This window comes from Rhizobium sullae (assembly GCF_025200715.1).
GTDB classification, from domain to species: Bacteria; Pseudomonadota; Alphaproteobacteria; order Rhizobiales; family Rhizobiaceae; genus Rhizobium; species Rhizobium sullae.
Genome location: NZ_CP104144.1, coordinates 2,100,305 through 2,126,496 on the forward strand (window position 1 = coordinate 2,100,305; position 26,192 = coordinate 2,126,496).

23 protein-coding genes and 7 pseudogenes are annotated in these 26,192 nt (G+C 58.5%); 16 read left to right on the top strand and 14 right to left on the bottom strand.

The genetic code is table 11. The features are described 5' to 3' along the window. Positions 1 to 35 precede the first annotated feature (35 nt). Positions 36 to 1,130, top strand: a complete 1,095-nt coding sequence (locus N2599_RS30765; protein ID WP_027512617.1) for a CapA family protein — start codon at positions 36 to 38, stop codon at positions 1,128 to 1,130. Positions 1,131 to 1,479: 349 nt separating this feature from the next. On the opposite strand, the gene N2599_RS30770 is transcribed toward N2599_RS30765, so the two are convergent. After that, complete coding sequence (locus N2599_RS30770) at positions 1,480 to 2,244, bottom strand: GntR family transcriptional regulator (RefSeq protein WP_037143228.1); 765 nt, start codon at positions 2,242 to 2,244, stop codon at positions 1,480 to 1,482. Between the two features lie 193 nt (positions 2,245 to 2,437). Between N2599_RS30770 and N2599_RS30775 the strand changes: the two genes are divergently transcribed. From N2599_RS30775 to N2599_RS30820, 10 genes are all read left to right on the top strand, one after another. Further along, positions 2,438 to 3,694 carry an ABC transporter substrate-binding protein gene (locus N2599_RS30775; protein ID WP_027512615.1) on the top strand — a complete coding sequence of 419 codons (1,257 nt, stop codon included), beginning with the start codon at positions 2,438 to 2,440 and terminating at the stop codon, positions 3,692 to 3,694. A 123-nt stretch (positions 3,695 to 3,817) separates the two neighbouring features. Beyond that, a complete protein-coding gene (locus tag N2599_RS30780) occupies positions 3,818 to 4,933 on the top strand; it encodes an ABC transporter ATP-binding protein (RefSeq protein WP_027512614.1) in 1,116 nt (371 codons plus the stop codon). Next, entirely contained in the window at positions 4,930 to 5,829 is a 900-nt protein-coding gene (locus N2599_RS30785; RefSeq protein ID WP_027512613.1) for a carbohydrate ABC transporter permease, read from the top strand. Before N2599_RS30780 ends, N2599_RS30785 begins: the two co-directional genes overlap by 4 nt. Continuing rightward, a complete protein-coding gene (locus tag N2599_RS30790; protein WP_027512612.1) occupies positions 5,826 to 6,704 on the top strand; it encodes a carbohydrate ABC transporter permease in 879 nt (292 codons plus the stop codon). Before N2599_RS30785 ends, N2599_RS30790 begins: the two co-directional genes overlap by 4 nt. Positions 6,705 to 6,722: 18 nt before the next feature. After that, entirely contained in the window at positions 6,723 to 7,247 is a 525-nt protein-coding gene (locus N2599_RS30795) for a GNAT family N-acetyltransferase (protein ID WP_027512611.1), read from the top strand. 130 nt (positions 7,248 to 7,377) lie between these two features. After that, the gene (locus tag N2599_RS30800; RefSeq protein WP_027512610.1) at positions 7,378 to 8,535 is read left to right on the top strand and encodes a Gfo/Idh/MocA family protein; all 1,158 of its coding nucleotides are present in this window, start codon (positions 7,378 to 7,380) and stop codon (positions 8,533 to 8,535) included. 13 nt (positions 8,536 to 8,548) lie between these two features. Next, a complete protein-coding gene (locus N2599_RS30805; RefSeq protein WP_027512609.1) occupies positions 8,549 to 9,433 on the top strand; it encodes a carbohydrate ABC transporter permease in 885 nt (294 codons plus the stop codon). After that, positions 9,430 to 10,287, top strand: coding sequence for a carbohydrate ABC transporter permease (locus N2599_RS30810; RefSeq protein WP_027512608.1), 858 nt, complete (start codon positions 9,430 to 9,432; stop codon positions 10,285 to 10,287). The genes N2599_RS30805 and N2599_RS30810 overlap by 4 nt, the downstream gene beginning before the upstream one ends. A 73-nt stretch (positions 10,288 to 10,360) precedes the next feature. Continuing rightward, positions 10,361 to 11,566 (top strand): ABC transporter substrate-binding protein, encoded by a 1,206-nt coding sequence (locus N2599_RS30815; protein WP_027512607.1) that lies wholly within the window; start codon positions 10,361 to 10,363, stop codon positions 11,564 to 11,566. A gap of 85 nt (positions 11,567 to 11,651) precedes the next feature. Continuing rightward, positions 11,652 to 12,785, top strand: a complete 1,134-nt coding sequence (locus tag N2599_RS30820; RefSeq protein WP_027512606.1) for an ABC transporter ATP-binding protein — start codon at positions 11,652 to 11,654, stop codon at positions 12,783 to 12,785. A 406-nt stretch (positions 12,786 to 13,191) separates the two neighbouring features. Here N2599_RS30820 and N2599_RS30825 read toward each other — a convergent pair whose 3' ends face one another. The 7 genes and pseudogenes from N2599_RS30825 to N2599_RS37960 all read right to left on the bottom strand — a co-directional run. Continuing rightward, a complete protein-coding gene (locus tag N2599_RS30825) occupies positions 13,192 to 13,413 on the bottom strand; it encodes a hypothetical protein (protein WP_027512605.1) in 222 nt (73 codons plus the stop codon). Between the two features lie 285 nt (positions 13,414 to 13,698). After that, on the bottom strand, positions 13,699 to 14,898 hold the full coding sequence (locus tag N2599_RS30830) for a helix-turn-helix domain-containing protein (RefSeq protein WP_375714140.1): 1,200 nt from the start codon (positions 14,896 to 14,898) through the stop codon (positions 13,699 to 13,701). Between the two features lie 57 nt (positions 14,899 to 14,955). Next, positions 14,956 to 15,141: pseudogene (locus tag N2599_RS30835) on the bottom strand (dihydrodipicolinate synthase family protein); the annotation flags it as partial. A gap of 555 nt (positions 15,142 to 15,696) precedes the next feature. Next, a pseudogene (locus N2599_RS30840) lies at positions 15,697 to 15,837 on the bottom strand (IS5/IS1182 family transposase); the annotation flags it as partial. Positions 15,838 to 15,958: 121 nt separating this feature from the next. Then, complete coding sequence (locus N2599_RS30845) at positions 15,959 to 16,135, bottom strand: hypothetical protein (protein WP_156915336.1); 177 nt, start codon at positions 16,133 to 16,135, stop codon at positions 15,959 to 15,961. A 41-nt stretch (positions 16,136 to 16,176) separates the two neighbouring features. Further along, positions 16,177 to 17,433, bottom strand: coding sequence for a Tad domain-containing protein (locus tag N2599_RS30850; protein ID WP_244564663.1), 1,257 nt, complete (start codon positions 17,431 to 17,433; stop codon positions 16,177 to 16,179). A gap of 225 nt (positions 17,434 to 17,658) precedes the next feature. Beyond that, positions 17,659 to 17,989 (bottom strand): annotated as a pseudogene (locus N2599_RS37960) (IS110 family transposase); the annotation flags it as partial. Between N2599_RS37960 and istB the strand changes: the two are divergent. Further along, positions 17,981 to 18,667 (top strand): annotated as a pseudogene (istB, locus tag N2599_RS30855) (IS21-like element helper ATPase IstB); the annotation flags it as partial. The pseudogenes N2599_RS37960 and istB sit on opposite strands and share 9 nt — an antisense overlap. A gap of 729 nt (positions 18,668 to 19,396) precedes the next feature. Here istB and N2599_RS30860 read toward each other — a convergent pair. From N2599_RS30860 to N2599_RS30890, 6 genes and pseudogenes are all read right to left on the bottom strand, one after another. After that, entirely contained in the window at positions 19,397 to 19,933 is a 537-nt protein-coding gene (locus N2599_RS30860; protein WP_027512598.1) for a hypothetical protein, read from the bottom strand. Between the two features lie 488 nt (positions 19,934 to 20,421). Continuing rightward, positions 20,422 to 20,763, bottom strand: coding sequence for a hypothetical protein (locus N2599_RS30865; RefSeq protein ID WP_027512597.1), 342 nt, complete (start codon positions 20,761 to 20,763; stop codon positions 20,422 to 20,424). Between the two features lie 175 nt (positions 20,764 to 20,938). Then, positions 20,939 to 21,859, bottom strand: coding sequence for a polyphosphate kinase 2 (gene ppk2 / locus N2599_RS30870; RefSeq protein WP_027512596.1), 921 nt, complete (start codon positions 21,857 to 21,859; stop codon positions 20,939 to 20,941). A 329-nt stretch (positions 21,860 to 22,188) separates the two neighbouring features. Next, positions 22,189 to 22,389: pseudogene (locus N2599_RS30880) on the bottom strand (IS6 family transposase); the annotation flags it as partial. 96 nt (positions 22,390 to 22,485) lie between these two features. Then, positions 22,486 to 24,080, bottom strand: a pseudogene (gene ggt / locus N2599_RS30885) (gamma-glutamyltransferase). 35 nt (positions 24,081 to 24,115) lie between these two features. Next, positions 24,116 to 24,376, bottom strand: a complete 261-nt coding sequence (locus N2599_RS30890; protein ID WP_375714157.1) for an ABC transporter permease subunit — start codon at positions 24,374 to 24,376, stop codon at positions 24,116 to 24,118. Positions 24,377 to 24,600: 224 nt separating this feature from the next. On the opposite strand from N2599_RS30890, the pseudogene N2599_RS30895 reads away from it, so the two are divergent. The 4 genes and pseudogenes from N2599_RS30895 to N2599_RS30905 all read left to right on the top strand — a co-directional run. Next, positions 24,601 to 24,843 (top strand): annotated as a pseudogene (locus N2599_RS30895) (hypothetical protein); the annotation flags it as partial. A gap of 146 nt (positions 24,844 to 24,989) precedes the next feature. Beyond that, positions 24,990 to 25,256 (top strand): c-type cytochrome, encoded by a 267-nt coding sequence (locus N2599_RS37965; protein ID WP_375714158.1) that lies wholly within the window; start codon positions 24,990 to 24,992, stop codon positions 25,254 to 25,256. A 57-nt stretch (positions 25,257 to 25,313) separates the two neighbouring features. Beyond that, entirely contained in the window at positions 25,314 to 25,745 is a 432-nt protein-coding gene (locus N2599_RS30900; RefSeq protein ID WP_027512593.1) for a YeeE/YedE family protein, read from the top strand. Between the two features lie 8 nt (positions 25,746 to 25,753). Then, complete coding sequence (locus N2599_RS30905) at positions 25,754 to 26,182, top strand: DUF6691 family protein (protein ID WP_375714141.1); 429 nt, start codon at positions 25,754 to 25,756, stop codon at positions 26,180 to 26,182. Positions 26,183 to 26,192 lie beyond the last annotated feature (10 nt).

The window sequence follows — 26,192 nt, forward strand, 5'->3', positions numbered from 1 at the left end:
CCGGATCGACATTCAACTGACGAGGATGCGCAGCAATGAAGCTCTTCCTAAGTGGGGACGTGATGACCGGCCGCGGCATCGACCAGATCATGCCGCATCCCTCCGACCCGACCCTATACGAGCCGCATCTCCGCTCAGCGCATGGCTATGTGGACTTGGCGGAACGTCGGTCGGGCGAAATCCCGAGGGCGGTGCCTTTCGACTATGTCTGGGGCGATGCGCTGAACGAGATTGATCGGCGTGAGCCGGATTTGAGGATCATCAATCTCGAAACCAGCGTTACCGCAGACGGAACGCCCGAGCCTAAAGGTATCAATTATCGGATGCACCCCGATAATCTTCATTGTATCGTCGCTGCAGGGATAGACTGCTGCATCCTTGCCAACAACCATACCGCGGATTGGGGGCTGAGGGGCATGAAGGACACCTTGCTTGCCCTGCAGGGGGCGAGGCTTGCGACAGCCGGCGCAGGACTCGATGCCGATGGTGCAAGCCGCCCCGCCGTGCTCGAAACGGTCCCAGGGCGGCGACTTCTTGTATTCGCCTTTGCCTGTCCATCCAGCGGGGTTCCGGCCAACTGGGCGGCCGGGAAGGAGCGACCGGGCATAAACTTCCTCGCGGATTTCAGTGACGACGCACTTGCAGCCGTCGCTGACGGCATCGGCGAGTGGCGACAGCGCGACGACACCGTCCTTGTTTCCATACATTGGGGATCCAACTGGGGCTATGAATTGCCCCTTGAACACCGACGCTTCGCCCATCGTCTGATCGACGGCGCCCGCGTCGACGTCGTTCACGGACACTCATCGCACCACCCGTTGGCGATAGAGATCCATGCTGACAGGCCTATCTTTTACGGATGCGGCGACTTCATCAACGACTATGAGGGAATCGGCGGGCAGGAGAGATTTCGCCCGGATCTGACTCTCGCCTATTTCGTCGATCTGGATGATCAAAGCCATCGGCTGCGCCGAATTGAAATGGTGCCCTTCCGGCTGCAGAAATTTCGGCTCATCCGCGCATCTGATGAAGAAGCCGCCTGGCTCGGCCACACCATGAAACGCGAATGCGGACGTTTTGGCCACGATGTTGCCACGAGTGAGAAAGGGACCCTGACGCTATCGGCCTGAGCGGTACGGGAGGAGATGTGCCTTGTTGTGGCCGACGGTGACGGTCGGCCTAGGGACGAAGCCGCCCTTCTGGCGAGCGTGCTGAGAGGTGTTGAAAGCAGACAATGGTGGGCTTGTATTTGCCCGCGGCGTCGAACGCAGAAGGTTGAGGTCGTTTAGCCCTGCTTGAGCGTGTCGATGACTGCGCCGGCTTTTGCGGAAAGATGGCGCTGGCTCGGATAGTAGAGGAACAGCTTATCATCGGAGGCACAGCTAGTCGTCATTGAAACTTCAGTCGATGCTGTCAGAGAAATGTGCTGCTGGTCGCGGGCTTGCGGCACTTGGACATCGCCAAGACTGTGACATCTCTTCAATATTGCGCGATGTCGCCAGTTTCAGATTGCGCGAGCGTCAGGGGATAGCGCTCCGGGTGATGCACGAGGGCCGTGAGGTTTACCGGCCGGTTGCGGTTGTCGAAGGCGATCTGATCGACGGTCAGAACGGCCGCCGGCGATTGTAGATCCAGCATTGCCGCCTCCTCGGGAGAGGCCAGACGCGCACTCAGCGTTGTCTGTCCGCGCGATGGATGGATATGGTGGTGGCGGCGCAGCTCTGCGTAGAGCGAGCGGTTGCCCACCGTCCAATCCAGATCCAGCAGTCCTGGAACGCGGCCCGCCGGCAGCCAGTCCGTTTGAATGACGACCGGCACCTCATCGAGCAGCCGCAATCTGGAGAGCACGACAACATCGGCGCCGGGCGGCAGGAAAAGTGGCCGGCTGATCTCCAGCGGCGCGCGAAGAACACGTGCCTCGATCAGGCGATGTCCGGGCACCCGGCCGTTCGAGATGGCCGTGGCCGTGAAGCTCTTGAGAACCTGCAGCTCAAAGCCGCCGCTGTGCTCTGCCACATAAAGCCCTTTGCCAGGCTGGCTCGTGACCACGCCCTGCTGGACCAACTCGCGTACTGCGTGCCGAATGGTGATCCGACTTACGTCGAAAAGATCAACTAATTCACGTTCTGAGGGCAATTTTCCCCGCAATGGCAGCTTGCCGTTACGGATTGACGTCAAAAGCGCTTCGTAGACTTGCTTGTGGAGCGGCCGCGGATCCTCCCGATCAACCAGACTTTGAGGCATAATGGAACGCGGGTGCTCCTGACGCTTATTCAAACCTGTTCGCCTTTCCCTTCCCGTCATTTTGCAACCACTCTCCACGCAAATCCCGACAAAGTCCATATTGACATGACTGGATATAACCAGTCCTAATGTGTGCCCAGGAGCCGGAGAGTTCCATAGATACCGAAGCACCATCACAAAAAGGGAACAGTTCATGTTGAAGAGAAGTCTCGCTGCTTTAGCCATCTCCGTCGGCATCTGGACCGGGAGCGCACATGCGGAGACCATTTCGGTCTTCTGCTCACCCACCGAATTCGAGCTTTGTACGACGGTCGCCAATGCCTGGAAGGAAAAGACCGGCAACGAGGCGAAGATCAACAAGATGCCGGCATTGCTGGATGACGCCATCCCGCTTTATCAACAGCTGCTGGCATCGAAATCCAAAGATATCGACGTCCTGTTTTTGGACGTCATCTGGCTCGGCATGTTCAAAAACAACCTGCTCGACCTGAAGACCCTGGTGCCGCAGGCAGACCAGGACAAGCATTTCGCCTCGACGCTCGGTGCGGCCAAGCTTGACGGCAAACTCATTGCCATGCCCGCCTATATGGATGTCGGGCTGATGTTTTATCGCAAGGACCTTCTGGAGAAGTACGGCAAGCAGCCGCCGAAGACTTGGGACGAACTGGCGGCCAGTGCGAAGGAAATCCAGGACAAGGAGCGCGCAGCCGGCAATGGCGAGATGTGGGGCTATGCCTGGCAGGCCAAGAGCTACGAAGGGCTCACATGCGACGCCATCGAACTGATCGCCTCAAACGGCGGCGGCACGATCATCTCGGACGACGGCAAGGTCACGATCGACAATCCGCAGGCAGCCGAAGCGATAGAAAAGGCCAAAGGCTGGATCGGCAGCATCAGTCCGGAAGGCGTGCTGAATTATGACGAGGAAGCCTCGCGCGCGATCTTCGAGTCCGGAAACGCGGTTTTCCACCGCAACTGGCCCTATGTCTGGGGAACGTCGCACCAGCAAGGCAGCTCCATCATCGACAAGGTCGGCATGATGCCGCTTCCCGTCGGCAAGGACGGCGAAAAGTCGAGCGGCTGCCTCGGTCCGATGTATTACGGCGTTTCGAAGTTCAGCGCCAAACCCGAGGTTGCGGCCGACTTCGTCAACTTCATCGCCGGCCCGGACATGCAGAAGATGCGCGCGATCCAGGCAGCGCTTAATCCGTCGATCCAGGCACTTTACAGCGATCCGGACGTGCTGGCGAAGTTGCCCTTCCTCAAGGACAACCAGCAGGCATTTGCCGACAGCGCAGTCCGCCCGTCCGGTTATACAGGCACGAGCTACAACCGCGTTTCGCAAGCCTTTTATCGCTCGGTCCACGACATGCTTTCGGGCGGCGGCGACATCAAGGCCGGGCTGAATGCCCTTGCAACGCGACTTGAGAAGCTGAAGGAGAGCCGTTGAGGCTTTCTGACAAGCCGGCGCGAGCAGGGCCCCTCGCCTGCTCGCGCAGCCGGCTTGCTTGCCGTGCAGCCGGCCACCGAAGTGGCCGTTTCCCTTTCAGCATAATTCAAGTCCGGGTGTAAGATGGCATCGGTTTCATTGGACTCCGTTTCAAAAAGCTATGGCACGCATTCCGTGATCGACGATGTCGATCTTCGGATCAGAGATGGCGAGTTCATCGTCTTTGTCGGCCCTTCAGGTTGCGGCAAATCCACTCTGCTGCGTATCGTCGCTGGCCTTGTTTCCCCGACGAAAGGCGCCGTCAGCATTGGCGGCGACGATGTCACCGACGTTCCAGCCTCCAAGCGGGGCGTTGCCTTTGTGTTCCAATCCTATGCGCTTTATCCGCACATGAGCGTTGCCCGCAACATCGGTTTTGCGCTGGAAACGCTTGGTCTTGCGCGCACCGCCGTCAGCGACAAAGTGCTTGCCGTTGCAAGGATGCTGAAAGTCGATCATCTCCTGAATCGCCGTCCAAGAGAGCTGTCCGGCGGGCAGCGACAGCGTGTTGCGATCGGCCGGGCGCTGGTCCGTCAGCCGGAGATTTTTCTTTTCGACGAGCCCCTTTCGAACCTCGATTCCGATCTTCGCATGGAAATGCGCATGGAGATCGCCAAGCTTCACGACGAACTCAAGACGACGATGATCTATGTGACGCACGATCAGTCCGAAGCCATGACGCTCGCCGACAGGATCGTTGTTCTCAATTACGGGCGCATCGAGCAGGTGGGTACGCCGCAAGCTCTGTACCGCACGCCGGACAACCGCTTCGTGGCAAGCTTTATCGGAAGCCCACGCATGAACTTCCTGTCCGTTTCCATGCAGGACGCTGCCGGCGGCCGGAGGATCATCGGACCGGGTGGTCTTTCTATCGGCGCTGGATTTCTAGGTTCCGATGCAACCGCAGCGACGATTGGCGTGAGGCCGGAGGGACTTGCGATCGCAGCCGATGGGACTGGGCGCATATCAGGCGTCCTCGAGCGCGTCGAGGACCTCGGGCACGAGCATTTTGCCTATTGCCGCATCGCGGAAGACGACGTGTGGGTAATCCGGGTGACTATCCCGCCTGCCAAGGAAACGATCGGCACGCGGATCGGATTGAGGTTTGCTGACGAGGCGGTTTTCGTCTTCGATACGGCCGACCGGCGGATCCCGCACGAAATGGCGACCGCCAGCAATGTGAGGGCAGCCGAACAATGAGTGCGCGTCTGGCACGCCGCGACCATCTGGCCGCATGGCTTTTCCTGGTCCCCGTCATCATCGTGATGCTGCTCGTCGCCGTCTGGCCCCTCGGACGGACGTTCTTCTTTGCCTTTACCGATGCCTATCTCGACGATCCCTCGGTCTATTCGATGGTTGGGATCGCTAATTTCCTCGATGTCATCAATGACAGAAGCTGGTGGGTGGCCGTCAGGAATACGATGGTCTTCACGGTCATTTCGGTTGCCATCGAAACGGTTCTCGGCCTTGCAATTGCGCTTTTGATCAATGAGGCCATTCCAGGTCGAGGGCTGGTGCGTGCCGCCATCCTCGTCCCTTGGGCCATCCCGGTCGTGGTTTCCGCGAAGATCTGGGAATGGATGCTGAACGACCAGTTCGGCGTACTCAACAAGATCCTGATCGGACTGGGTTTTATCGATCACGGAATCGCCTGGACGGCGAGCAGCTCGCTGATCATGGGCGTCGTCATTTTCGCCGACGTGTGGATGACGACGCCTTTCATGGTGCTGTTGATCCTCGCCGGACTGCAGCTGATTTCGCCGGAGATATTCGAAGCTGCGGAGGTGGATGGCATCCCGGCATGGAAGCGCTTCTGGTCGATCACGTTGCCGATGCTGAGGCCGGCAATCGGCGTGGCCGTACTCTTTCGCGTGCTCGATGCGCTTCGGATGTTCGATCTTGCCTATGTCATGGCTGCGAGCAACGAGAACGTCATGACCGTGTCGATCTATGCGCGTGACAGGCTCATCAGCTTTCAAGAGCTGGGCGTCGGCTCGGCCGCATCGACATGGGTGTTCCTGCTGGTGGCGCTCGCCGCCATCATCATCATCGGCGCGCTGCGTCTCGATCGGGCGAGCGGGGAGCTGACGAAATGACGGACGTTGCACTCTACAGAACGGTACGCAAACCTGCCGCTTACTACCGCGTGCGGCGACGCATCGTAAGGTTCTTTCAATCTGCAGCACTCCTGCTCGTGCTGATCTATACACTTTTCCCGTACTATTGGGCCTTTGTGTCCTCGACGAAACAGGGCGCAGCCCTCTATCAGGCAGCGCTCGTTCCCGCACTCGACTTCACCTACTACCGGCAGCTCATCGACAATCCCGTCTTCATGGGTTCGCTGCTCAATTCTGCCTATGTCGCGGTGTCGACGACGTTTCTGTCGCTCGTCATTGGCCTCAGCGCCGCCTATGCGCTCGGGCGGATCGATTTTCCGCAGCGCCGGGTGCTGCTGATGATCATTCTGATGATCTCGATCTTTCCGCAGGTCGTCGTTCTCTCCGGCATGTTCGAACTGATCAACTGGATGGGCCTGTTCAATCGCCCAAGCGCGCTGGTTCTGACCTATCTTCTCTCGACCGTGCCGTTCACCACCTGGGTTCTCACGACCTTCATCCGCGAATTCCCGCGTGAGCTGGAAGAAGCGGCCATCATCGATGGCTGCTCGCATTTTCGCATTCTGATGAAGATCCTACTGCCGCTGATGGGTCCGTCGCTCGCCAGCACCGGCATTTTAGCGTTCATCCTGGCATGGAACGAATTCCTCTTTGCACTCACCTTCACATTGACCGACGAAAACCGCACCGTGCCGGTTGCAATCGGCCTCATTGCCGGAAACAGCCGCTACGAATATCCCTTCGGCCAGATCATGGCGGCCTCGGTCACCGTCACCCTGCCCCTTATATTGGTGGTGCTCTTCTTCCAGCGCCGCATCGTTGCAGGCCTGACGGCGGGCGCGGTCAAGGGCTGAAAGACAAAGGATAAAGTCATGGACATGCTGGTCAAACTCTACGAACTCAAGCCCGACGCCACGCTCGAGAAACGTTTGGCAGATCAGGACATCCTGATCCGCCGGGTGCTTGCACCCGAGCTCAAAGCACTGACCTCGTGGATCGAGCCGCGCTTTGGCGCCGGCTGGGCGGCGGAGGCGACTGTTGCGACGATGCGCCAGCCGCCGTCGTGTTTTATTGCGGTCAAAGGTGGCGATCTCATCGGTTTTGCTTGCCATGAGGCGACGGCAAAAGGCTTCTTTGGACCGACGGGTGTGGATGTTTCAGCCCGCGGGCATGGTGTCGGTCAGGCTTTGCTTGTGACCACCCTGCTCGACATGCACGCCCAAGGCTACGCCTATGGCATCATTGGAGGTGCCGGCCCGATGGAATTTTATCGCCGCAGCGTCGGCGCGATCCCGATCGAAGGTTCCGTTCCGGGCATTTATCGCGACATGCTTGCGATCGCCACGCCAAGCGAAGTATCCGACTCCGAAAAGCCGCTAACGGGAAAATTGGCGTGAAAATCGCGGTCGCATTCGGCGTATGAAAATTAATTTCATGATTCCCGAAGAAGCCGCGTTTACAGTTGACGACTTATAATTTTTGCCCCAACCTGAAGAAAATAAATTACGAAATGGGAACGACAACGGCATGAAAGTGGGAATCGTAGGGCTGGGATTCCGGCTCGGCTATCTTGGCTACGTTTTCAAGGCAATCGACAGCAGCTTTGAAATCGCAGGCTATGTCGATCCGGAGCCTGCCGGTCTGCCCGGATTGACGGAAAAGGGTATTTCTGTCGGCAAAGCCTACGCATCGCCCCAGGAGCTTCTTGCCGGCGAAAAGCTCGACCTGCTGATGATCGGCTCGCCCAACCACATGCATCTCGAGCACATAAGGCTGGGCCTTGAGGCCGGCCTAAAGGTATTCTGCGAAAAGCCGATCGTCACCACGATCGCCGAAAGCATCGAACTCGCCAGGCTGATGGCAAGGTTCGGCCATGAACGGCTGATGGTCGGCCTGGTACTGCGCTATTCGCCGCTCTACAAGGACCTGCGTGCCGTTCAGGCAGCCGGCAAGCTCGGCCAGATCGTCTCGATCGAGGCATCCGAACATATCGAACCCTATCACGGTGCCTTCTTCATGCGCGACTGGCGCCGCTACGAGCGTTTTTCCGGCAGCTTCATGCTGGAAAAATGCTGCCATGACCTCGACCTTTACAATGGCGTCGTCGGTGCCCGCCCCGAGCGGGTTGCGAGCTTCGGCGGACGCAAGAGCTTCATCCCTGCAAATGATCCGGCGCGTGAAGGGATCAACGACCTTGAACTCTTCCATCGCAAGCCAAGCGGCTGGATGGGGTCGGACAGGGTTTTCGACAGCGATGCCGACATCATCGACTACCAAGTCGCCATCGTCGAATATGCCAATGGCGTCGGCATGAACTTCCACACCAACTTGAACGTTCCAGACCAGTTCCGCCGCTTTGCCATCATGGGCTCGCGCGGCATGGCCGAAGGCGATTTCGTCCGCGGCTATCTCGACGTGCACGAGCAACTGACCGGCAAGAAGATCGTTGAGAACAAGTACGCGGCAACCGAACTTTCCCAGCATTACGGCGCGGACGAGCAGATGGCCGCCGACCTGCTCGACAGCGTCCGCACTGGGACCGAACTCCCAGTCTCCACACTGAATGCGCTCGAGGCCGGCATCCTTGCCTTGGCGATGGACGAAGCGCGTATGAAGAGGGCGGTCGTCGATCTGCGGCCGGTATGGGATCGCTTCGACGAGGCGCTCCACGCCAGAGCGGCTTGAGGAGGACGGCAGGATGGGTGTTCAAAAAAGCACGGTCATCTTCGCCTGGATCCTTCTCCTTCCAGCTGTCCTTTACGTCATGGCGATCGTCGCCTACCCGCTGGTCGATACGTTCATTCTGTCCTTCACAGACGCATCGCTCAGGAAGACGACGAATTGGGTCGGCTGGATCAATTACGAGAAGATCTTCAACGCCACATTCGCGGAGGTCATTTTCCGCACCTTCATCTGGACGTTCTTTTCGGTATCGATCAAAATGATCATTGGTACCTTTGGCGCGACAATGCTGAATGCTGCCGTGCCCGGCCGTGCGCTTTTCCGCCTGCTGACCATGCCGCCATGGATCGTGCCGATGGCGATCGGTATCTTCATGTGGGGGTGGATGTATAACGGCCAGTTCGGAATGATCTCCGGCCTTTTGCAGCGCTTCGGTCTGGTCAATGGTCCGGTCGCGTTCCTCGCCTACGGAAGCACGGCGTTCTGGGCAACGATCATCACGGATGTGTGGATCGGCGTCCCTCTGGTCACCATCTACTTTCTGGCCGCGATCCAATCCATTCCGAAGGACCTTTATGAAGCCGCCTGGACTGATGGGGCCGGCCGTTTTTATCGTTTTCGCCGCATCACGCTGCCGCTGATGGTCCCGGCAATTATTACGATGTCGATGCTGTCTTTGATCGCCACGTTCAATTCCTTCGACATCATCTGGATCCTGACCCAAGGTGGTCCGAGCGGCCAGACGACGACGATGATCATCGATACCTATCAGACCGCGATCGGCTCCAAGAAATATGGTGAAGGTGCGGCACGTGCCGTGCTGATTTGCATCTTCCTGTCGCTCTTCTGCTTTGCCTATTTCCGTGTCACCCGCCGTCTCAACCCGGAGAAGCGCGCATGAGCAGTCCCGCAATGATCGATCGCTACAGCTGGTGGGAAATCGTGCTGATCTATTGCGGCATCGCGCTGTTTCTGGCCTTCGTTCTTTCGCCCTTCGTCGAAGGTTTTCTGGTTTCGCTGAAACCGTTGAGCCAGCTCTTTTCGTCGCCTTACCGGTTCTGGCCGGAGAACGGCTCTTTCGAGGCCTATCGAACGATGTGGGTCAGCGTTCCAGGTTTCGGGCGCTATATCTTCAATTCGTTCTTCATATCGATCATCGTCACAGTGATCGTGCTCTGCCTAGTCATTCCGGCGGCTTATGCCTTTGCACGGTTCGAGTTCAGGGGGATGGGCATCCTTCTCGGCGCCTTTCTCACCGTCAACATGTTCTCCGGCGCGGTGCTTCTCATCCCCCTCTTCCGGCTGATGCGCAGCATGGGCGTTCTTAACACTTATCTTGCCATGATCGTGCCGGGCGTGGCTTTCCTCATTCCATCGGCGATCTGGCTGCTTCGGACCTATATGATCCGCATTCCCCAGGAACTGAATGAGGCCGCGTATATGGATGGCGCAAGCCATTTTTACACGCTTCGCCGCGTGATCCTGCCGATCGCCATGCCCGGGATCATCGTCGTCGCGATCACCACCTTCATCGGTGCCTATGCGCAGCAATTCATCTTCGCGCTGACCTTCAACTCGAAGACCGAATACATGCCTCTGCCGGTGGGACTCTTTGCTTATTTCGGTAAGCAGGAGGTCATCTGGAATGAACTGATGGCGGCCTCTTTCGTCGGCATCCTGCCCGCGATGATCGTCATCTTCTTCCTGCAACGCTATCTCGTCGGCGGGCTGACCGCCGGTGCGGTGAAACAATAAGACCAAGAAACGAGTGAACAGCTAACACAAGAACGGGAGTCGTGAAGTGAACATTACCTTCAAAACAGGCCTTATGGCACTCGCCCTGCTCGGTTCGACGGCGCTCACCGCCGTCACAGCCGAAGCCGCCGACCAGGAGATCAGCTGGATTTATTGCGGCGACAAGCTCGACGATATCCATGCAAAGTACATCAAGCAGTGGGAAGAAAAGAACGCCGGCTGGAAGATCGCGCCGGAAGTCGTTGGCTGGGCCCAGTGCCAGGACAAGGCGACGACGCTGGCGGCTGCTGGAACGCCGGTTGCCATGGCCTATGTTGGTTCGCGCACCCTTAAGGAATTTGCGCAGAACGACCTCATCGTCGAGGTCCCGATGACGGACGAGGAAAAGAAGGCCTACTTTCCGCACATCGTCGACACTGTCACCTTCGACGGCACGCAGTGGGGCGTTCCGATCGCTTTCTCGACCAAAGCGCTCTACTGGAACAAGGACCTCTTCAAGCAGGCCGGCCTTGATCCCGAGAATCCGCCGAAGACCTGGGATGAAGAGATCGAATATGCCAAGATCATCAAGGAGAAAACCGGAATCCCGGGCTTCGGTCTTTCGGCCAAGACCTTCGACAACACGATGCATCAGTTCATGCATTGGGTTTACACGAACAACGGCACGGTGACGGACGCAGAAGGCAAAATTACCCTTGATAGTCCCGAGGTGCTGAAAGCGCTGGAGGCCTATAAGAGCATCGTGCCCTATTCTGAAGAAGGCCCGACGGCCTACGAGCAGAACGAAGTCCGCGCCATCTTCCTCGATAGCAAGGTCGCGATGATCCAGGCGGGCTCCGGTGCCGCCTACCGCCTGAAGGACACCAAGATCGATTGGGGCATCACGACCCTGCCGCTTGGCCCGCAGGCCAAGGGACCGGGCACTCTGCTCATCACCGACAGCCTAGCGATCTTCAAGGGTTCAGGCGTCGAGGACAAGGCGATCGAGTTCGCCAAGTTCATCACCTCTCCCGGCCCGCAGGAGGAATACGAGCTGAACGGCGAATCCGGTCTGACGCCGCTTCGCCCCTCGCCGAACATCGACAAGCTGGTGGCTGAAAAGCCCTACTGGAAGCCGTTGATCGAGGGCATCAGCTACGGTGGCCCCGAACCGCTTTTCACCGACTACAAGGGCTTCCAGAACTCGATGATCGCCATGGTGCAATCCGTCGTGACCGGCCAGGCCCAGCCGGCCGACGCACTCAAGAAGGCTGCTGGCGAAATCGAGGCGTTCAAGTAGCCTTCGTGGGGATCGCGGGGAGCAACAACCCGCGATCCTTCCCTGATTGTATAAGCGCTGCTTCGACAGCGACCGGAGACAGGTTTTGGGACAGCTTTTTCTCAATAATGTGCAGAAATTCTACGGCGACTACGAAGTTCTGAAGGGCGTACAGCTCGATGTGAAGAATGGCGAATTCGTTGTCTTCGTTGGTCCCTCGGGCTGCGGCAAGTCCACCCTGCTGCGCATGATCGCCGGTCTTGATGCGACAACTGCAGGCGACATCGTCATCGACGGCATCCGGGTCAACGACCTGCCGCCGGTCAAGCGCGGCATTGCCATGGTGTTCCAGTCCTACGCACTTTATCCGCACATGACCGTTTTCGAAAACATCGCCTTTCCGCTTCGCGTCGAGAAGATGGACGAGACGAAACTCAAGGCCAAGGTCGAGAATGCGGCGCGCATCCTTCATCTCGATCAGCGACTCCAGCAGAAGCCCGGCATGCTCTCCGGCGGCCAGCGCCAGCGTGTCGCAATCGGCCGGGCGATCGTTCGCGAGCCGAAGATATTCCTTTTCGACGAGCCGCTGTCGAACCTCGATGCGGCGCTGCGCGCCGATATGCGCATCGAGCTTGCAAAGCTGCATCGCCAATTGAAGGCTACAATGATTTATGTGACGCACGATCAGGTGGAAGCCATGACCATGGCCGACCGCATCGTCGTGCTGGATGCCGGCGATATCTCGCAGACCGGCGCGCCGCTGGAGCTTTATCACAAGCCGGCCAACCTTTTTGTTGCGGGCTTCATCGGCAATCCGAAAATGAACTTTCTGCCGGTTATCTGCAAACGCGTCAGCGATGCCGGCGTGGAGGTGGACTATGGCGGGCAGACCGCCATACTGCCGGTTACACCGCGCGACGGCATGGCCGGCAAGGCATTGACGCTCGGCATCCGGCCGGAACATGTGCAGCTTGGATCCGGCGACATCTCGCTGACTGTTACGCCCACCGTCATCGAACGCCTCGGCGCCCATACCGTCGCCTACGCTTCACTTAACGGCGAGGGCGAGAATTTCTGCGCAATGCTGCCTGGCAGCGTCGGCATCCGCGCCGACGTGCCGGTTGCCACCGGCATCAACGCTGCCGATTGCCACCTGTTTGACGATACCGGCATTGCCTTCGAGCGGCATGTGGAACTGACGGAAATCGACATGGGCGTGCTTGATCCGACGGCGCCCTAGACCCAGAGCTTCGTGGTTGTGATCGGGCAGGTTGGAACCGCGAGACCGCGGAAGCGCCACGGAGTTTCAGAGCACGATCGTGATACTCACGCGGTCGGGGAACGCCACGATCCGCCGCTGCCAACCGCCCCAAAACCTCGGGGCTCTGGTACTCATAGACGGATGTAGGACTTCCATTCAGGAACCACATTGCTCATCGAAGCGAGAGGTCATTCAAGGCGTTGAATGTAGCAATGGCCAGCGGGGCCCTGATAGTCCCATCAAGGCGACAGAGCGACGGCTTGTACGTGCCGCTCATGCCGCCGGCGGACCGCTTTCGCTAAGAAGCGGCAACGCCGGCGGCCTGATCGAAGGTTGTCGGCGGCCATTTTGCGCTCGTCTGAGAACGCGAAATGGCAACGCAATACTAATTTGCCGAAATCCTTCGAGCGAGAGCCATGACGTAGTCATCGGCGATATCGGCCAAGGTCAAGGCGACCTCCGGTTCATGCCAGCCCGCAGCAATTGCCCTTTGTACGAAGTCCCGAAATGCCGCTGCAAGGACCTCCTCGCGCTCGACGGTGCGGTACGGATTATCCGTAGCGTGCTGAGGCTTGCTGATCTGTATAGTCGGACGAGTGGATTCCATTGATACGCCCCCTCATGGTTGCCTTACTGCATGGAGAGTACATTCGCCATGCACCCAGTCTCTTTTGCATGTACTGCTATTGTGCTTCTTTTCTAATAGGTTACGTGGCAGGTGTCGTTAGCCACGCATCCTGAAACTTGCAGCAGCGTCCATTTCTGCAATCACCGTTCCGCGATCCAAGCCTTGCGGCCGAAGGGCCGCTCGCCATGCCGAACGCAATGGGTATGCGCAGCGAAATTGCGGCGTCACGGGTCGCCTGATGCTGATGATGATGATCAACCGGGATCAGCGACTATGGCCGAGCGCCTTCAACCATCTGTCGAAGGAATGAGCGCTCTCGGCCTCCGGCACCGGCGCAACAGCGTGTCCGAGATGGGGCGGAACGGCAACGTTCCGCGCCTCGCGCGGACTGTAGCCAAACTCGTTGCTGAATGCCCGGCTAAAGTGGGCAGCGGAAGAAAACCCGACCGTGAAGGCGATGTCCGCGATTTTCTGCCGGTTGGCGACGTCACTGAGCGCGGCATGAGCCGTCAGAAGCCGACGGCGTTGAATATAGTGATGAACGCCGCCATCCGGCTCGAACACCTGATACAGGCGGGTACGCGAAACGCCCAGTTCCCGGCATAAACGATCCGTCGTGAGATCGGGCGACGTCAAATTGCGTTGGACGAAACGGCGTACACGCTCCATCAGGGCCAACGTGCTTTGCTGCTCCGGGAGAGTAAGATAAGCCGACGATGATGCAACACATGTCAAAATCATGTCACGCATCGTCTGGACCACGTAGGGAAGGTCTGTTGCGGTCAGGCGCGAAAGGTTCGTCTCGACTCCATCCAGATAGTCGATGAGCAGTTTGGTGTACGTCCCGGACAAGGAGATATTGTTCTTAATCTCAGCGGAAGCCGGAATATCGAGAAACAACTCGCGCGGCAGATAAACCGACAGGGTTTGCGCCTGGGTGGATCGGCCTCGAAAGGGCTCTCCCAAAGACCGCAGGTCCACTTTTCCCGGCTCACCTTCACAGACAAGCCCATGGACTTCGGTCCACGTCCGACCGCTGCGCAAGACCGAAATATGCCAATGATCGATGAGGTTCGATCTTATCTTGGCCTCCGAGCGCATGTAGCTGTGGGGAGGTGTGCTTTGTTGGACGACCAACATCGCACCGAGATTCCATGCCATATGATCGGCTAGAAATTCTGCTTCAGGCTGTATATTTTCTGCGCGTCGGATATCCATAAGAGGCGCCACATAGGCCTGCCAGGCGGCAAACTGATCTGCCGGTTCCAGATCGCGCGTTGAAAACTGCAGCGGCTCCAAGGCCGGTGGAGCCGGAGGTTCTTCATCAGTTACCTTCGGCCGTGGAAAACGGCGGCGCTCGGCCTGCACCGGCCCGGCTCCTTCGACCCGCGCGTCATTTTCAGTCTCAGCGGCGCCGGATGCGGGTGGCTCCTTGCGGTGAACATCTGACAATTTGGCCTCCAAATCGTGTCAGCCCAAAATAGTCACCACGAAATCTTGTTTTCGGATCTATCAAGGAGTGAGAGCTCTGAGCACCATTTCGCGCTCGCGGCCGCCAATCGACGATCCTTCGCCGGTCATCCCAAACAGCGTGACGCTTGAGCAACCAGCCGCGAGACTGCGTCTGTCCTGCGCAATCATCGCATTCACTGCAATGTTACCCTCACAATCGAAAGGTGTCGCCAGCGCGACCGATAGCCGAAAAATGCAACGAAACGGTGTCCTCTATCTTGCTAACGTGTCAGTCGTGACTCGGCAAGCGGAATTTCACGAACTCCAGCCAGTCATGGAGCGAGAGAGGAGCTGCATCAGGCGCAGGGCCTATCCCCAAAAACAGGCTTTCGATATCTCGGCTCGTGCCTCCTGTGGCGTGACGCCGATATCGCTCATATCGGCTCCAATCTCTGTTGAGTTGATGCATCCGGCAAATCCGGGCGCGGTCCAATCGGTTCGTATGGCTGGGTAACACGCCAATCTTTGCAGATGTGAACCACAGATCGAAAGACAGCGCTATCAACTGGCGCCTGGAAGACAACATGTTCGAAGTCCTCGAGACGCAATACGTGAGAGTTCTAAACCTGAATCACCCGTTTTTGTTTTTCAAGGCTAGGATGTCGCAAGTTCCCGCGTCTAAGCCGTTGGCATTGTTTAGCGGAAAACCAATGCCACGCCCGCTAGCGCGTCCGTATGTGTCAGATGAAGCGTGGCTCTTGCCCCGCTGAGCCCACTGCCGGGGCGATCACGGGGCGCGTGCTGGGATTCCCCGTTGGCCTTGTCAGTTCGTCTGCCAATGTGGAGGGTGAACCTTGCGATCTTTTGCAAAGCCCCTCGCATTTTTGCACCGGCATATCCTCCATCGGCGGAGATATGCCTGAGCCAGCGGATGAGGATCGTTTTGAGGACTGGATGTCGGCGTGCCTTGATCATTCAGTCTCTACGAGAGAATGCCAATGCGCACTTGGATGTGTGCAATCAGCGCCCCGGAGAGGGAACGCGGGTGAAGGCACTGTTTGCGCGGGACAACTCAGTCGATGATGGATGAAAGCGCACTGGCGTAGGGTGAAAGAATGATCGCCGCCGCAAGGCCAACGATCGCTCTACGGATGCCGCAAACTAAACCGCAGCCCGTCACCACCTCCGACGGCAGAATCGTGGCGCTGGTCACCGCCGGAATTCGATGCATCGCATCTTCGAAGATCACGACCAAAAATCCTGCACGGCCGTCCGCTGGTCATCACTCCCTCATTCGATCAGCCGGATGGCACCGGGATTGTTGATCTCGTTGTTTGCCAATTCCGCCTTGCAATCCAGCTTAAACGTGCTGTTGCCGATCATGGTGATTTTCTGGGCGATGATGCGCACGCATTCGCCGGTCGTGGCGCCATTGCCGGCATACTCGATTTCCTCGGCCGCGGGCATATAGATGATACCGTTGAGATGCGAGTTGCTGTTGCCGGTGATGACTGCGGAGGCGGTATTGTTGCGGTCGGCGACGATCGAGAAACCAGCCCATGTACCCGACGTCGGGGCGGTGACATTGAAGGTGGAGCCGCCATGAATATCGATCTGGGCACCGTTCAGCAGAAAGAAGGTGACCTGATCGCCGGTGATGACCGACTGGCTTGTGAACTTCAGCGTGCCGCCGTCGATAAGGTAATTGCCGGGTTGTAGCTTCACATTGCCCTTGATTTCAAGGTCGTGGTAGGTCCCCGGCTTAAGCGTCACGGTATATCCATCGGGCACCTTGTTCGGCGTCTTGCCCATGCCGTTGCAGTCGCCATTGCCGCCGCCGTTGCCCACAAATGTCTGTCCGCATCCTCCCAGGTCCACCCAGAATCCGGCCTCCGGCATGACTTTGCGCTTAAATGGGTCGCTGGCCGGTGACGTTCCCTCGCCCGCCTTGTCGCATTCGAGATCAATGCTGCTCGGCAAGGCGGAGACCTTGCCTGGTGTATAAAGGCATTCCGTCTTAAGGGTCCCCGACCCGCCTACATAGATGGCTTCGCTACTGCGCGAGTTTGCGGTGATCGTGCATCCCGATGTGTCGACCGTCGAACTGCCGCTCACTTCGAAGGCGCGATCGGCCGTGGGGTTGAGCGCCAAAATGCATGCCTCCTTGTCCGGCTGGCGAGCGGCGGCGCTGCGGCGGGAGATCGGGAACGATAACCGGGTCAAGAACACCGGTTGGTAGTTGAGGGCATAGTCGCCCGTCGCCATGACACCTTGCCCCGCCTGGGCATAGACGATGTGGAGGGATGGGAGTTCCGCCGGTGGCGTGGTTTCCTCGGTGCCCCGGAATAAGGCCAAATTGCCGAAGAACATTTCGTTTGCCAACTGGGTGGCTTCCTCCTCGCTGCTGCCTTCGCCGTAAAGCCGCACCGCTGCCAGCACGGCGGTGTCCAACGACTCCTGCAATTTGTCAGCCTCGAACCTGGCGTTGGTAAAGTCGACCGCGACGGAGGCCGCCCCTAGCAGCGGAACCATTGCCAGCGCAGTCATGACTGCGAAATTGCCACCTTGGTCGCGCAGAAATCGATTGGCATGCCGTTTGAGAAATTCATGCATCTCTGCGCCTCGGGTCCGTTTCAACCTATACGTACTTTATACATCAGTAATATACGGTTTATTACTCCATCTACTCGAATTGTAATTAACGCAAATACCGCGCTCGCATTCAGTTGATCTGACAAGCCACCCCGCCACCCCGCCGTCTCCCCTCGAGCCCACGGCGCGGATCCCCGGGATCGTCATCAACAGCTTCGTCGCCTGGCTTTCCCGCGCCGCTACGAGCAACTGGCAATCAAGATCGGCTGCGCGCTTGCGTATGTCGCACCACGCCTCAGGCGTCATTCCGATCGAACGGTTCCCTGACATTGCCATCAAACGCCCGATCTATTCCTTTGGGGACGATAAGATCGAACGTCTTCATCAGGCCGCGGATCTGGTTGCTGAGGTGGGTTGAGATGCTCAGGAGCCGATTGCGAGCTCCGACCAGCGTGCGTGTCAGCATGCTGTCGAACGCTTTCACCCGGATCGCCTTGTAGAAGCGGGCTTCGATTTCACGTTCCAACATCGCTCGACAGAGATCGGATCTTCACCCTCGCACAACTCGGCTTTGTTCACCGCAACGAGGCCATTCACTTCCTCGGGCCACCGGAAACCGGCAAAAGCCATCTGGCAGTTGCGCTCGGCGTCGAAGCCGTCAAAGCCGGCAAAAGCGTCTACTTCTGCCCACTGGCCGATCTCATTGCGGCCCTGTCCAGAGCCGAACGCGAAGGACGACTTCAAGAACGCATCCGCTTCTTCTGCAGGCCCAGTCTCCTGATCGTTGACGAGATCGGTTATCTCCCGGTCATCGCTGGCGGAGGCAACCTGTTCTTCCAGCTCGTCAACGCATGCTACGAGAGAGGCGCAATGATCCTCACATCCAATCGCGGCCTTGCCGAATGGGGCGATGTTTTTGGAGATGCCGTGGTCGCCACAGCTTTGCTCGACCGACTTTTGCACCATGCCGTCGTCTACAAATCGAGAGATCAAGCTACAGGCTGCGCCAACATGCCGAATTGATGCCTGAACACGTGCGATCGAAGGCTTTGATCACCCCGCCGCCCTTCGCTCCGCCGCAACGCCAACGCGAGAGACGCCGAAAAATACGCAAGTCTCCACGTCGTCCGAGCGGCATAGTTGGGGAATTTTACTTCGGCACTTCTGCGGAAATTTCACCCGGCATTGACAACATGATTTGCTGGTTGGTCAATTCTTCACCGCCTTGTCGCCCGCGTCCCCAAAATAAAGCAGTATGTCACTTCCAAGTCACTCGACAATATTTATTAAGTATGTTTGAGTAGTTGTTGCTCGGCTAATCAGCTTTTTAGAAATGGCGATACTTGCATGACAAGAATTCGAGATGCACTTATGACCGTTGAGACTTGGGCGCGTTACCCTGTGTCAGACTTGGAGGACATGGACGCCAACTTGCCGGGTCTCCGCGAGGCTTGGGAGATGGATCTAGTTCAGGAAGACAGTTCCGGCTTCGACGTCAGCATGAACTTCTCATTGACCCGCGCCGGTGTAGAGTTCCTTCACGGCCCTCAACCTTCGTTGTTTGATCAAATATTGAAGTCTGCGAGAGGCCTGTTCGGTCACATCGTGGGGTATCCCACCGCTTGAACGAACGTCCTGAACGCAGGATCGTTTTGAACATACATTTATGTCCACTATCAATTGCAGCGCGACGTTGGGTCGCGCTCGCCTCTCGAGGCCGCTCAAATACCGCTGGCTGAAGTCCGTCCGCGATTCCACGTCCTCCTGCATCAGATCCATTTCATGACTCAAGCGCCAAATTTTCGGCCGCTATCAAGTTTTGCTCGGCCAGACCATCGCAGCCATGCTCTCGGAGGGATCAATGAAGATCGATCGCCCCCAGCGGTCAGCCTCCTCCTCCCGCTGCCCGCGTTCGGCCTCAGCTTTTGCGCAGCTCAAGGTTTAGGCTCTGACCTCGACCCGGCTTTGTTCCACGAAGTGTCAAAACCATGCCGCCGTCCCTTCGCACGATCGTCAGTCGTGCGGGTGGGTTGGGGCGAATACTCTCTGGCGTTTCGGTAAAAGAGAGCGAAAGCATCTGGCCCTGTCGAGAGCCTGCGAGGTCTGCGATTGTGCCCATGCTCTCGCGAAACGAGCCCGAATAGCGCCCCGTTCCCGCATCGTATTGGATATCAATGCGCATCGATGTACCAAATATGATTGCCGTTGAGCAGCGCCCATCCAGGAGAACTTGCCGCCCTTCACTATTGCCAGTGAACCTGCATGTCAGCCTATGGCTCGAACCGCTGGCACGCTCCAGGCTGCCGGTTCCGGCAAACTGCCCGTCAAACGCACGAAGAAAGGCGATCTCGCGGCTGACAGCACTGGGCGCCGGCTGCGCCGTCGCTGTCGGCGCCGCCACGGCCAGAAGCAAGACCGGGGCAAATGCCTTGAGTGTTATTGCGCGATGAAACATCGGATTCCTCCAGTAAGCCGAAACGTCGGTCATCGAGCGGCGACGCTTGCTCCCATTCAATGTTTGCTCAGAGGTTGCGCAAGTTGCAGCTGCTTCTGCAGCGCCGGTGATATTTTCATCCGAACTTTGGGAGCGTAGTTCTGTTCCAAGGGCGCGGGAGATCGATTGTCGCTTTCACGTCCGGCAAAGTGCTTCGTCAGGTCAATGCAGCAGTTCATACCTTGCAGCGGACGCATCGGGTCGAAACAACTCACCTGGCACATTCGAACGAACTCCGAACCCAAGTTCAAGAAGACGGCACACGCTCGGCTCTTAAAGCTGCCTCACCGCCGGCCGCAGCCGTAAACATTCCGCCTCTGCTTGGTGGGCAGCGGAAAGACTCATGCTTTCATCAACTCATGTGCGTTTCAAACGACAACGGTAGATATTGGTGGGCGGTCAACGCGAATGCTTTGTCCCTTGGGCGCCCGACTATCCCGGTGCCGGGTTCAATTCGGATTTGCTTCCGGGGGCATCGAAGCAGATGCGGCCGTCTTCTTCAACTTCCGCAGAACTGGGCTCTTTTCTGCAGGATCTTCCTCATCATCGGGGTCACTCGTCGACCCGACCTCATCCATTCGGTGCGCTATCGCAAGCGCGTAAATGGTGTGCAAAACATTGCGATCCTTCACGTGAGGATCCGAAAGAGCAAGAAGCGAGGCACGCACAATCTTCTTGCTGGTCGCTTTAGGACAGCGCCGCAGCACGAAATTGTAAAGCTCCTTACCGGAAAGACCTTCTGTGGCACCATCCAACAGCGCCTCGTAAACTCGTTTGCGTTTTTCGCTCACGGTTCCTCCTACCTCCAACGATCATCGCGGCAGCTTCTGTCGCAAAACTGTCATATACAATAAATCACCGCGCGCAATTCCAACGCGAACTCGCGCCTACGCCAGACACGTCGCCGCAGCCCGCGACAGCTGATCCAGGACCACAGCAGGTGTTTCTTGGCGACCCTGAGCTGACCTAGTATTTCGACGGCACATAGAGCTCCGGCGGGAGGACCTTGCGTTCGTAGTCGGGATTAAATACCCGCTCGGGAAGCGTGATGTCTTCGTGCGGCACGTCTTCGTAGGGAATCTGCGTGAGCAGGTGGTCGATGCAGTTGAGGCGGGCGCGCTTCTTGTCGTTGCCCTCGACGATGTACCAGGGCGCCTCAGGGATGTTCGTGCGGGCGAAGGTCTCTTCCTTGGCCTTGGTATAGGCTTCCCAGCGTACGCGTGATTGCAGGTCCATCGGCGACAGCTTCCACTGCTTCAGGGGATCGTGGATCCGAACGAGGAACCGCATCTGCTGTTCCTCGTCGGTGATCGAGAACCAGTACTTGACCAGGCGGATACCTGAGCGCACCAGCATACGCTCGAACTCGGGAACGTCGTCGAAGAATTGCTCCACCTGATCCTCGGTCGCAAACCCCATGACCCGCTCGACACCCGAGCGGTTATACCAGGACCGGTCGAAGAGCACGATCTCGCCGCCGGCCGGCAGATGCGGCACGTAGCGCTGGAAGTACCACTGGGTCTTCTCGCGATCTGATGGGGCCGGCAGCGCCACCACCCTGACGACGCGAGGGTTGAGGCGCTGGGTGATGCGTTTGATCACGCCGCCCTTGCCGGCCGAGTCGCGTCCCTCGAAGATCACCACGACCTTCTCCTTGTGGTACGAGACCCAATCCTGCAATTTGATCAGCTCGGCTTGCAGCGACAGCAGCGTGCGGAAGTAATCGATGCGTGGCATCGAGGGCGGATGCGACTTGCGATAAACCTTCCGGATTTCTTCCGACAGGGCCGGTTCCGAAAGTTCAAGTTCGTAATCCTCGTCAAGTGTATCGGCCAGTTCGGCTTGCAGCCAGTCAGGTGTATCGAAATCGTCCTTCGATCTATTCATGTCGCTCTCCACCGTGCCGCCACATCATGCTGCAACGTTACCCTTATTCCATTACCGGATGAAGGGAATGTGAAGCAGTTCCGTCATGTTCAACGGCGATGCAACAGTCCTTAAAAGACGCCGATTTGACGCCGCGGCATGCGCACGGCGTCAAATGCCCTTTATCCTGCCGGGCAAGCTGCGCCGGTTTCCACCCGGGCCTGGTAAGCTCACCAAACTCGGCCTGCGTGCCCGGAACCGGTTCGCGGCCTTCGCCGGGGGTGCAGCCCCAATCCGTGCTCGACGATCTGGTTGAGGTCCTTGCCGCTGTTCCGCGCCCGGTCCTTCCGGCGCCAGTGCCATCGCAACCGCTTTTCAATCTCCGGAGCATATTTCTGAACCCAACGATAAATCGTGGAATGATCGACTGGCACACCCCGTTCGCCCATCATTTGCTCAAGGTCGCGGTAGCTGACCCCATAGCGGCAATACCATCGTACCGCCCACAAAATCACTTCACCCTGAAAATGACGCCACTTGAAATCGCTCATCAAAAATCTCGCTCAGAATCTTCGCGCTCCTTCGGACATCAACGGGATTTTTTGCAACAGAGCGGCCGGACGTCCCCGGGGGGCACCTGTCTCTCATCAAAGGCCAAGTGCTACCCCGTCCTTGCGTGATCCCGACGCGCCGGTCAGCGTGCCGTTTTCCCAATCGACGCGGATCACCTGCGCGCCACCGATCGGGTCCTCAGTCGGTACGATCTCGAAGCCGCGCGCCTGAAGTTCGGCAATGGTCGCGGCCGGAACGGTCTGCTCCGCCTCGATCTTCGGCGCGAGCCCGCTTGCCGGCACCAGGCGCGGCAGGTCGATCGCGTCCTGCAAGTCCATGCCATAGTCGAGCACTTTGGAAATCAAATGCGCGTGCCCCATAGCTTGGTAGTACCCGCCCATGACGCCGAAAGACATTTCGGTTCGACCGTTGCGCGTCACCATACCAGGGATGATCGTGTGCAGCGGACGCTTTTCCGGCGCGATCATGTTGGGATGGCCGCGCTTCAGCGAGAAACTCTGACCGCGGTTGTGCAGGATGACGCCCGATTTCGGCGCAACGATGCCGGCGCCAAAACTGTCGAAGATCGAGTTGATGAAGCTCACCGAATTCCGCTCAGCATCCACCACGGAAATATACACCGTGTCGCGGTGTCGCGGCAGTTCGAACGGCGGCAGATCCGCAATGGCCTGCGCCAGGTCTATCCTGCCCGCGAGCCGACTGGCCAGCTCGTCGGACAGCATCTCCGCGACCGGTACATCGGCCTTGGCGGGGTCCGCCAGCCAGGCGTCGCGCGCCGCATAGGCAAACCGCGTCGCCTCGATTTCGATATAGATGCGGTCGATCGCGTCCGGCGCGCCAGCGGCCTCAAAGTGCGACAGAATGTTGAGGATCATCAGCGCGATGATGCCTTGCCCGTTGGGCGGGCATTCATTGATCGTGTAGTCGCGGAACGTCGTGGTGACGGGCGTGACGTACTCGCCCCTGGCGGCGGTGAAGTCGTTGAGTGTATGAAGCCCGCCAAGCGCGCGCAGGCGCTCCACCATGTCTTCGGCAACCGGCCCGCGATAAAAGCCGTCGCGGCCTTCGGTAGCGATCCTGCGGAAGGTTGCGGCCAATTCCGGCTGGCGATGTATCTCGCCGATGCGCGGCGCGCGGCCTTGCGGCAGGAAGATGCGCGCTGCTGCCTCGTCGGCAGCAAGCACCCGCTCCTCCTTCGCCCAGTCATGATGCACACGTGGCGAAATCGCATAGCCGTTCTCGGCAAAGGTGATGGCGGGCGCCAGAAGCTCGGCAAAGGCAAGACGGCCATGATCCGCGTGAAGTCGCGTCCAGGCGTCGATGGCCCCGGGAACAGTCACAGAGGAAGGCGACTGGCGCGGCACTTCGGTCAGGCCGCGTTCTTCGAACCAGTCCACCGTTAGGGCTGCCGGTGTGCGGCCCGAACCATTATAGGCAATGACATCGGCTTCGCCCTTCGGCGCGTAAAGCGCGAAGCAGTCGCCGCCAATGCCGGTCGATCCCGGCTCGACGACGCATTGGACGGCGCAGGCGGCTATGGCAGCGTCCATGGCATTGCCACCTGCCTGCAGGATGTTGATCGCTATCAAGGTAGCGGACGGTGCGATGTCGCGGCCATTGCTTGAGCGGACACGGCCACCGATCGTGTCGGCGTCTCGAAATTGCGCATTGTCTTTCAGTCTCCGTAGTATGCGGTCATGGTGGTCAGGCACGTACGCGATCAGGCGTCAGCCTTGTTTCAAGCCGCGCAAGCGCCCACACGGTGATGAAGTTGAGGACGAGGTAGATTGCGCCGGCGGCGATGAACACCTCCATGGCGCGATAGGTCTGCGAGATCAACTCCTGCGCAATGCCGGTCGCTTCCGTCAGCGTGATGATGGAGGCAAGCGAGGTGCCCTTCACCATGAGGATGATCTCGTTACTGTAGGCGGCCAGAGCTTGGCGCAGCGCCATCGGCAGGACCACAAGCCGCAAAGCCAGAACTCGCGACAGACCCAACGCCGGATCGACGAGATGCGCGATTATGGCAGACGGGCCCGCTGATTTTAACCTCCACCGGATTGCGATTGGAGATCCGACTTTGAGCTCGATCAAGGCGTTGCCATGCGCGCGAAGCATAATGCTTGAGTGAACACTCTTTGGTGGCTCGAATTGGTGGCTCGAAGCGCATGCGCGCCGGGAGGATGAAAATGCCCTTGAAGTTGGTCCGTGGAATGATGAAGGCATCGGGTGACGAGGCGCTTCTGATCATGGAAAGAGACATCGGGGGCGACGAAATCGTCCTTGTTGCGAAGGAGGCCCTGCTCGATATCGCCGACGAGTGCCGCCTGCAGGAATCTATCTCAGACTTCAGCGATAGCGCGTCCCGCAAATTCGATGCCAAGGAACTCACGTCCGATGGTCGCGTGGCAGTAAACGCGACTGATGCGTCTGATCATCACCTGGACGCGGCTCGAAATGGATCGAAGGCAACGCTAGCCAATGACCGAACGCGAGTTGCTGGTGAACCCTATAGGACCCGGCTGCAATGAAGCGAACACATGGCCTGCAATGCGCTATTACCGTTGCTCTCCTTCTGATGGTCATTGGCGAGAGCGCTGCGGCCGATCGACTCCGCGGCCGCAGCATCGCCCAACGCTGGTGCGGCGAGTGTCACGTCGTTGCACCCGGACAAGTTCACGGCTCCGATACTGTCCCGACGTTCGCTCAGATTGGTGAATCGGAGCAGTTTGACGCAGCGAGCCTTTCGGCCTTCTTGGCTGCACCTCATCACTCCCGGATGCCCAATCTGTCCCTGACACGTACCGAGATTGCCGATCTCGTCGCATATATAAAGTCGAAATAACCTTAGCCGATCCGTCGTGACGATCGACGCCCGAACCGAAAACGCAGTGTGAGCGCAATGACTGAAATATATTATCTCTGGCCCCTGGCAGGCGGCCTCCTGATTGGCCTGTCGGCAGGCCTCTACCTTCTGCTGAACGGAAGGATAGCCGGAATTTCCGGTCTGGCCGCCGATGCAGCCGGATTGACCCATGACGGCGTCAGCAAGTTGGGACTGGGTTTCATAGTCGGCCTCATTGCAGGAGCGTGGCTGGCGGCCGCCCTCGTCCGCCGACCCGACATCGCTATCACCTCTTCCCCAGCACTGCTGATCGTTGCCGGAATATTCGTTGGATATGGCACCCGACTCGGATCGGGTTGCACGAGCGGCCACGGCGTTTGCGGGCTTGCCCGTCTTTCGCCGCGTTCGCTTGCCGCCACAGCGATCTTCATGGCTGTTGCGGGTGCGACGGTCTTCGTCGCGCGACATCTCCTTGGAGTGCAGCAATGAGGGCCCGCATGGTAGCATCGGTCTTCTGCGGGCTCATCTTTGGCGCAGGCTTGGTAATCTCCGACATGATCAATCCCGGACGTGTGCTAGCTTTCCTCGATGTCGCGGGTAGCTGGGACCCGTCGCTGGCCTTTGTCATGGGTGGCGCGCTGATTCCTTCTGCCGTGGCTCACATCATCCGCGCTCGCCGCTCGGCGCCCTTGCTCGACAGCCGCTTCTATGTGCCGGCGAACAGATCGATCGATTGGAAACTGGTGACTGGCGCGGGCTTGTTCGGGCTTGGCTGGGGACTGGTGGGGTTCTGTCCCGGCCCCGCCATCGCTGCATTGTCGACGGGGCGGTGGGAGGCCGTTCTGTTCGTTGCGGCCATGCTGGTTGGTATGTCGGTTTACCGCTTATCACGCCGCCAGCGCCTTCCGGGCTACTCGGCAAATTGAAGTGTACTCC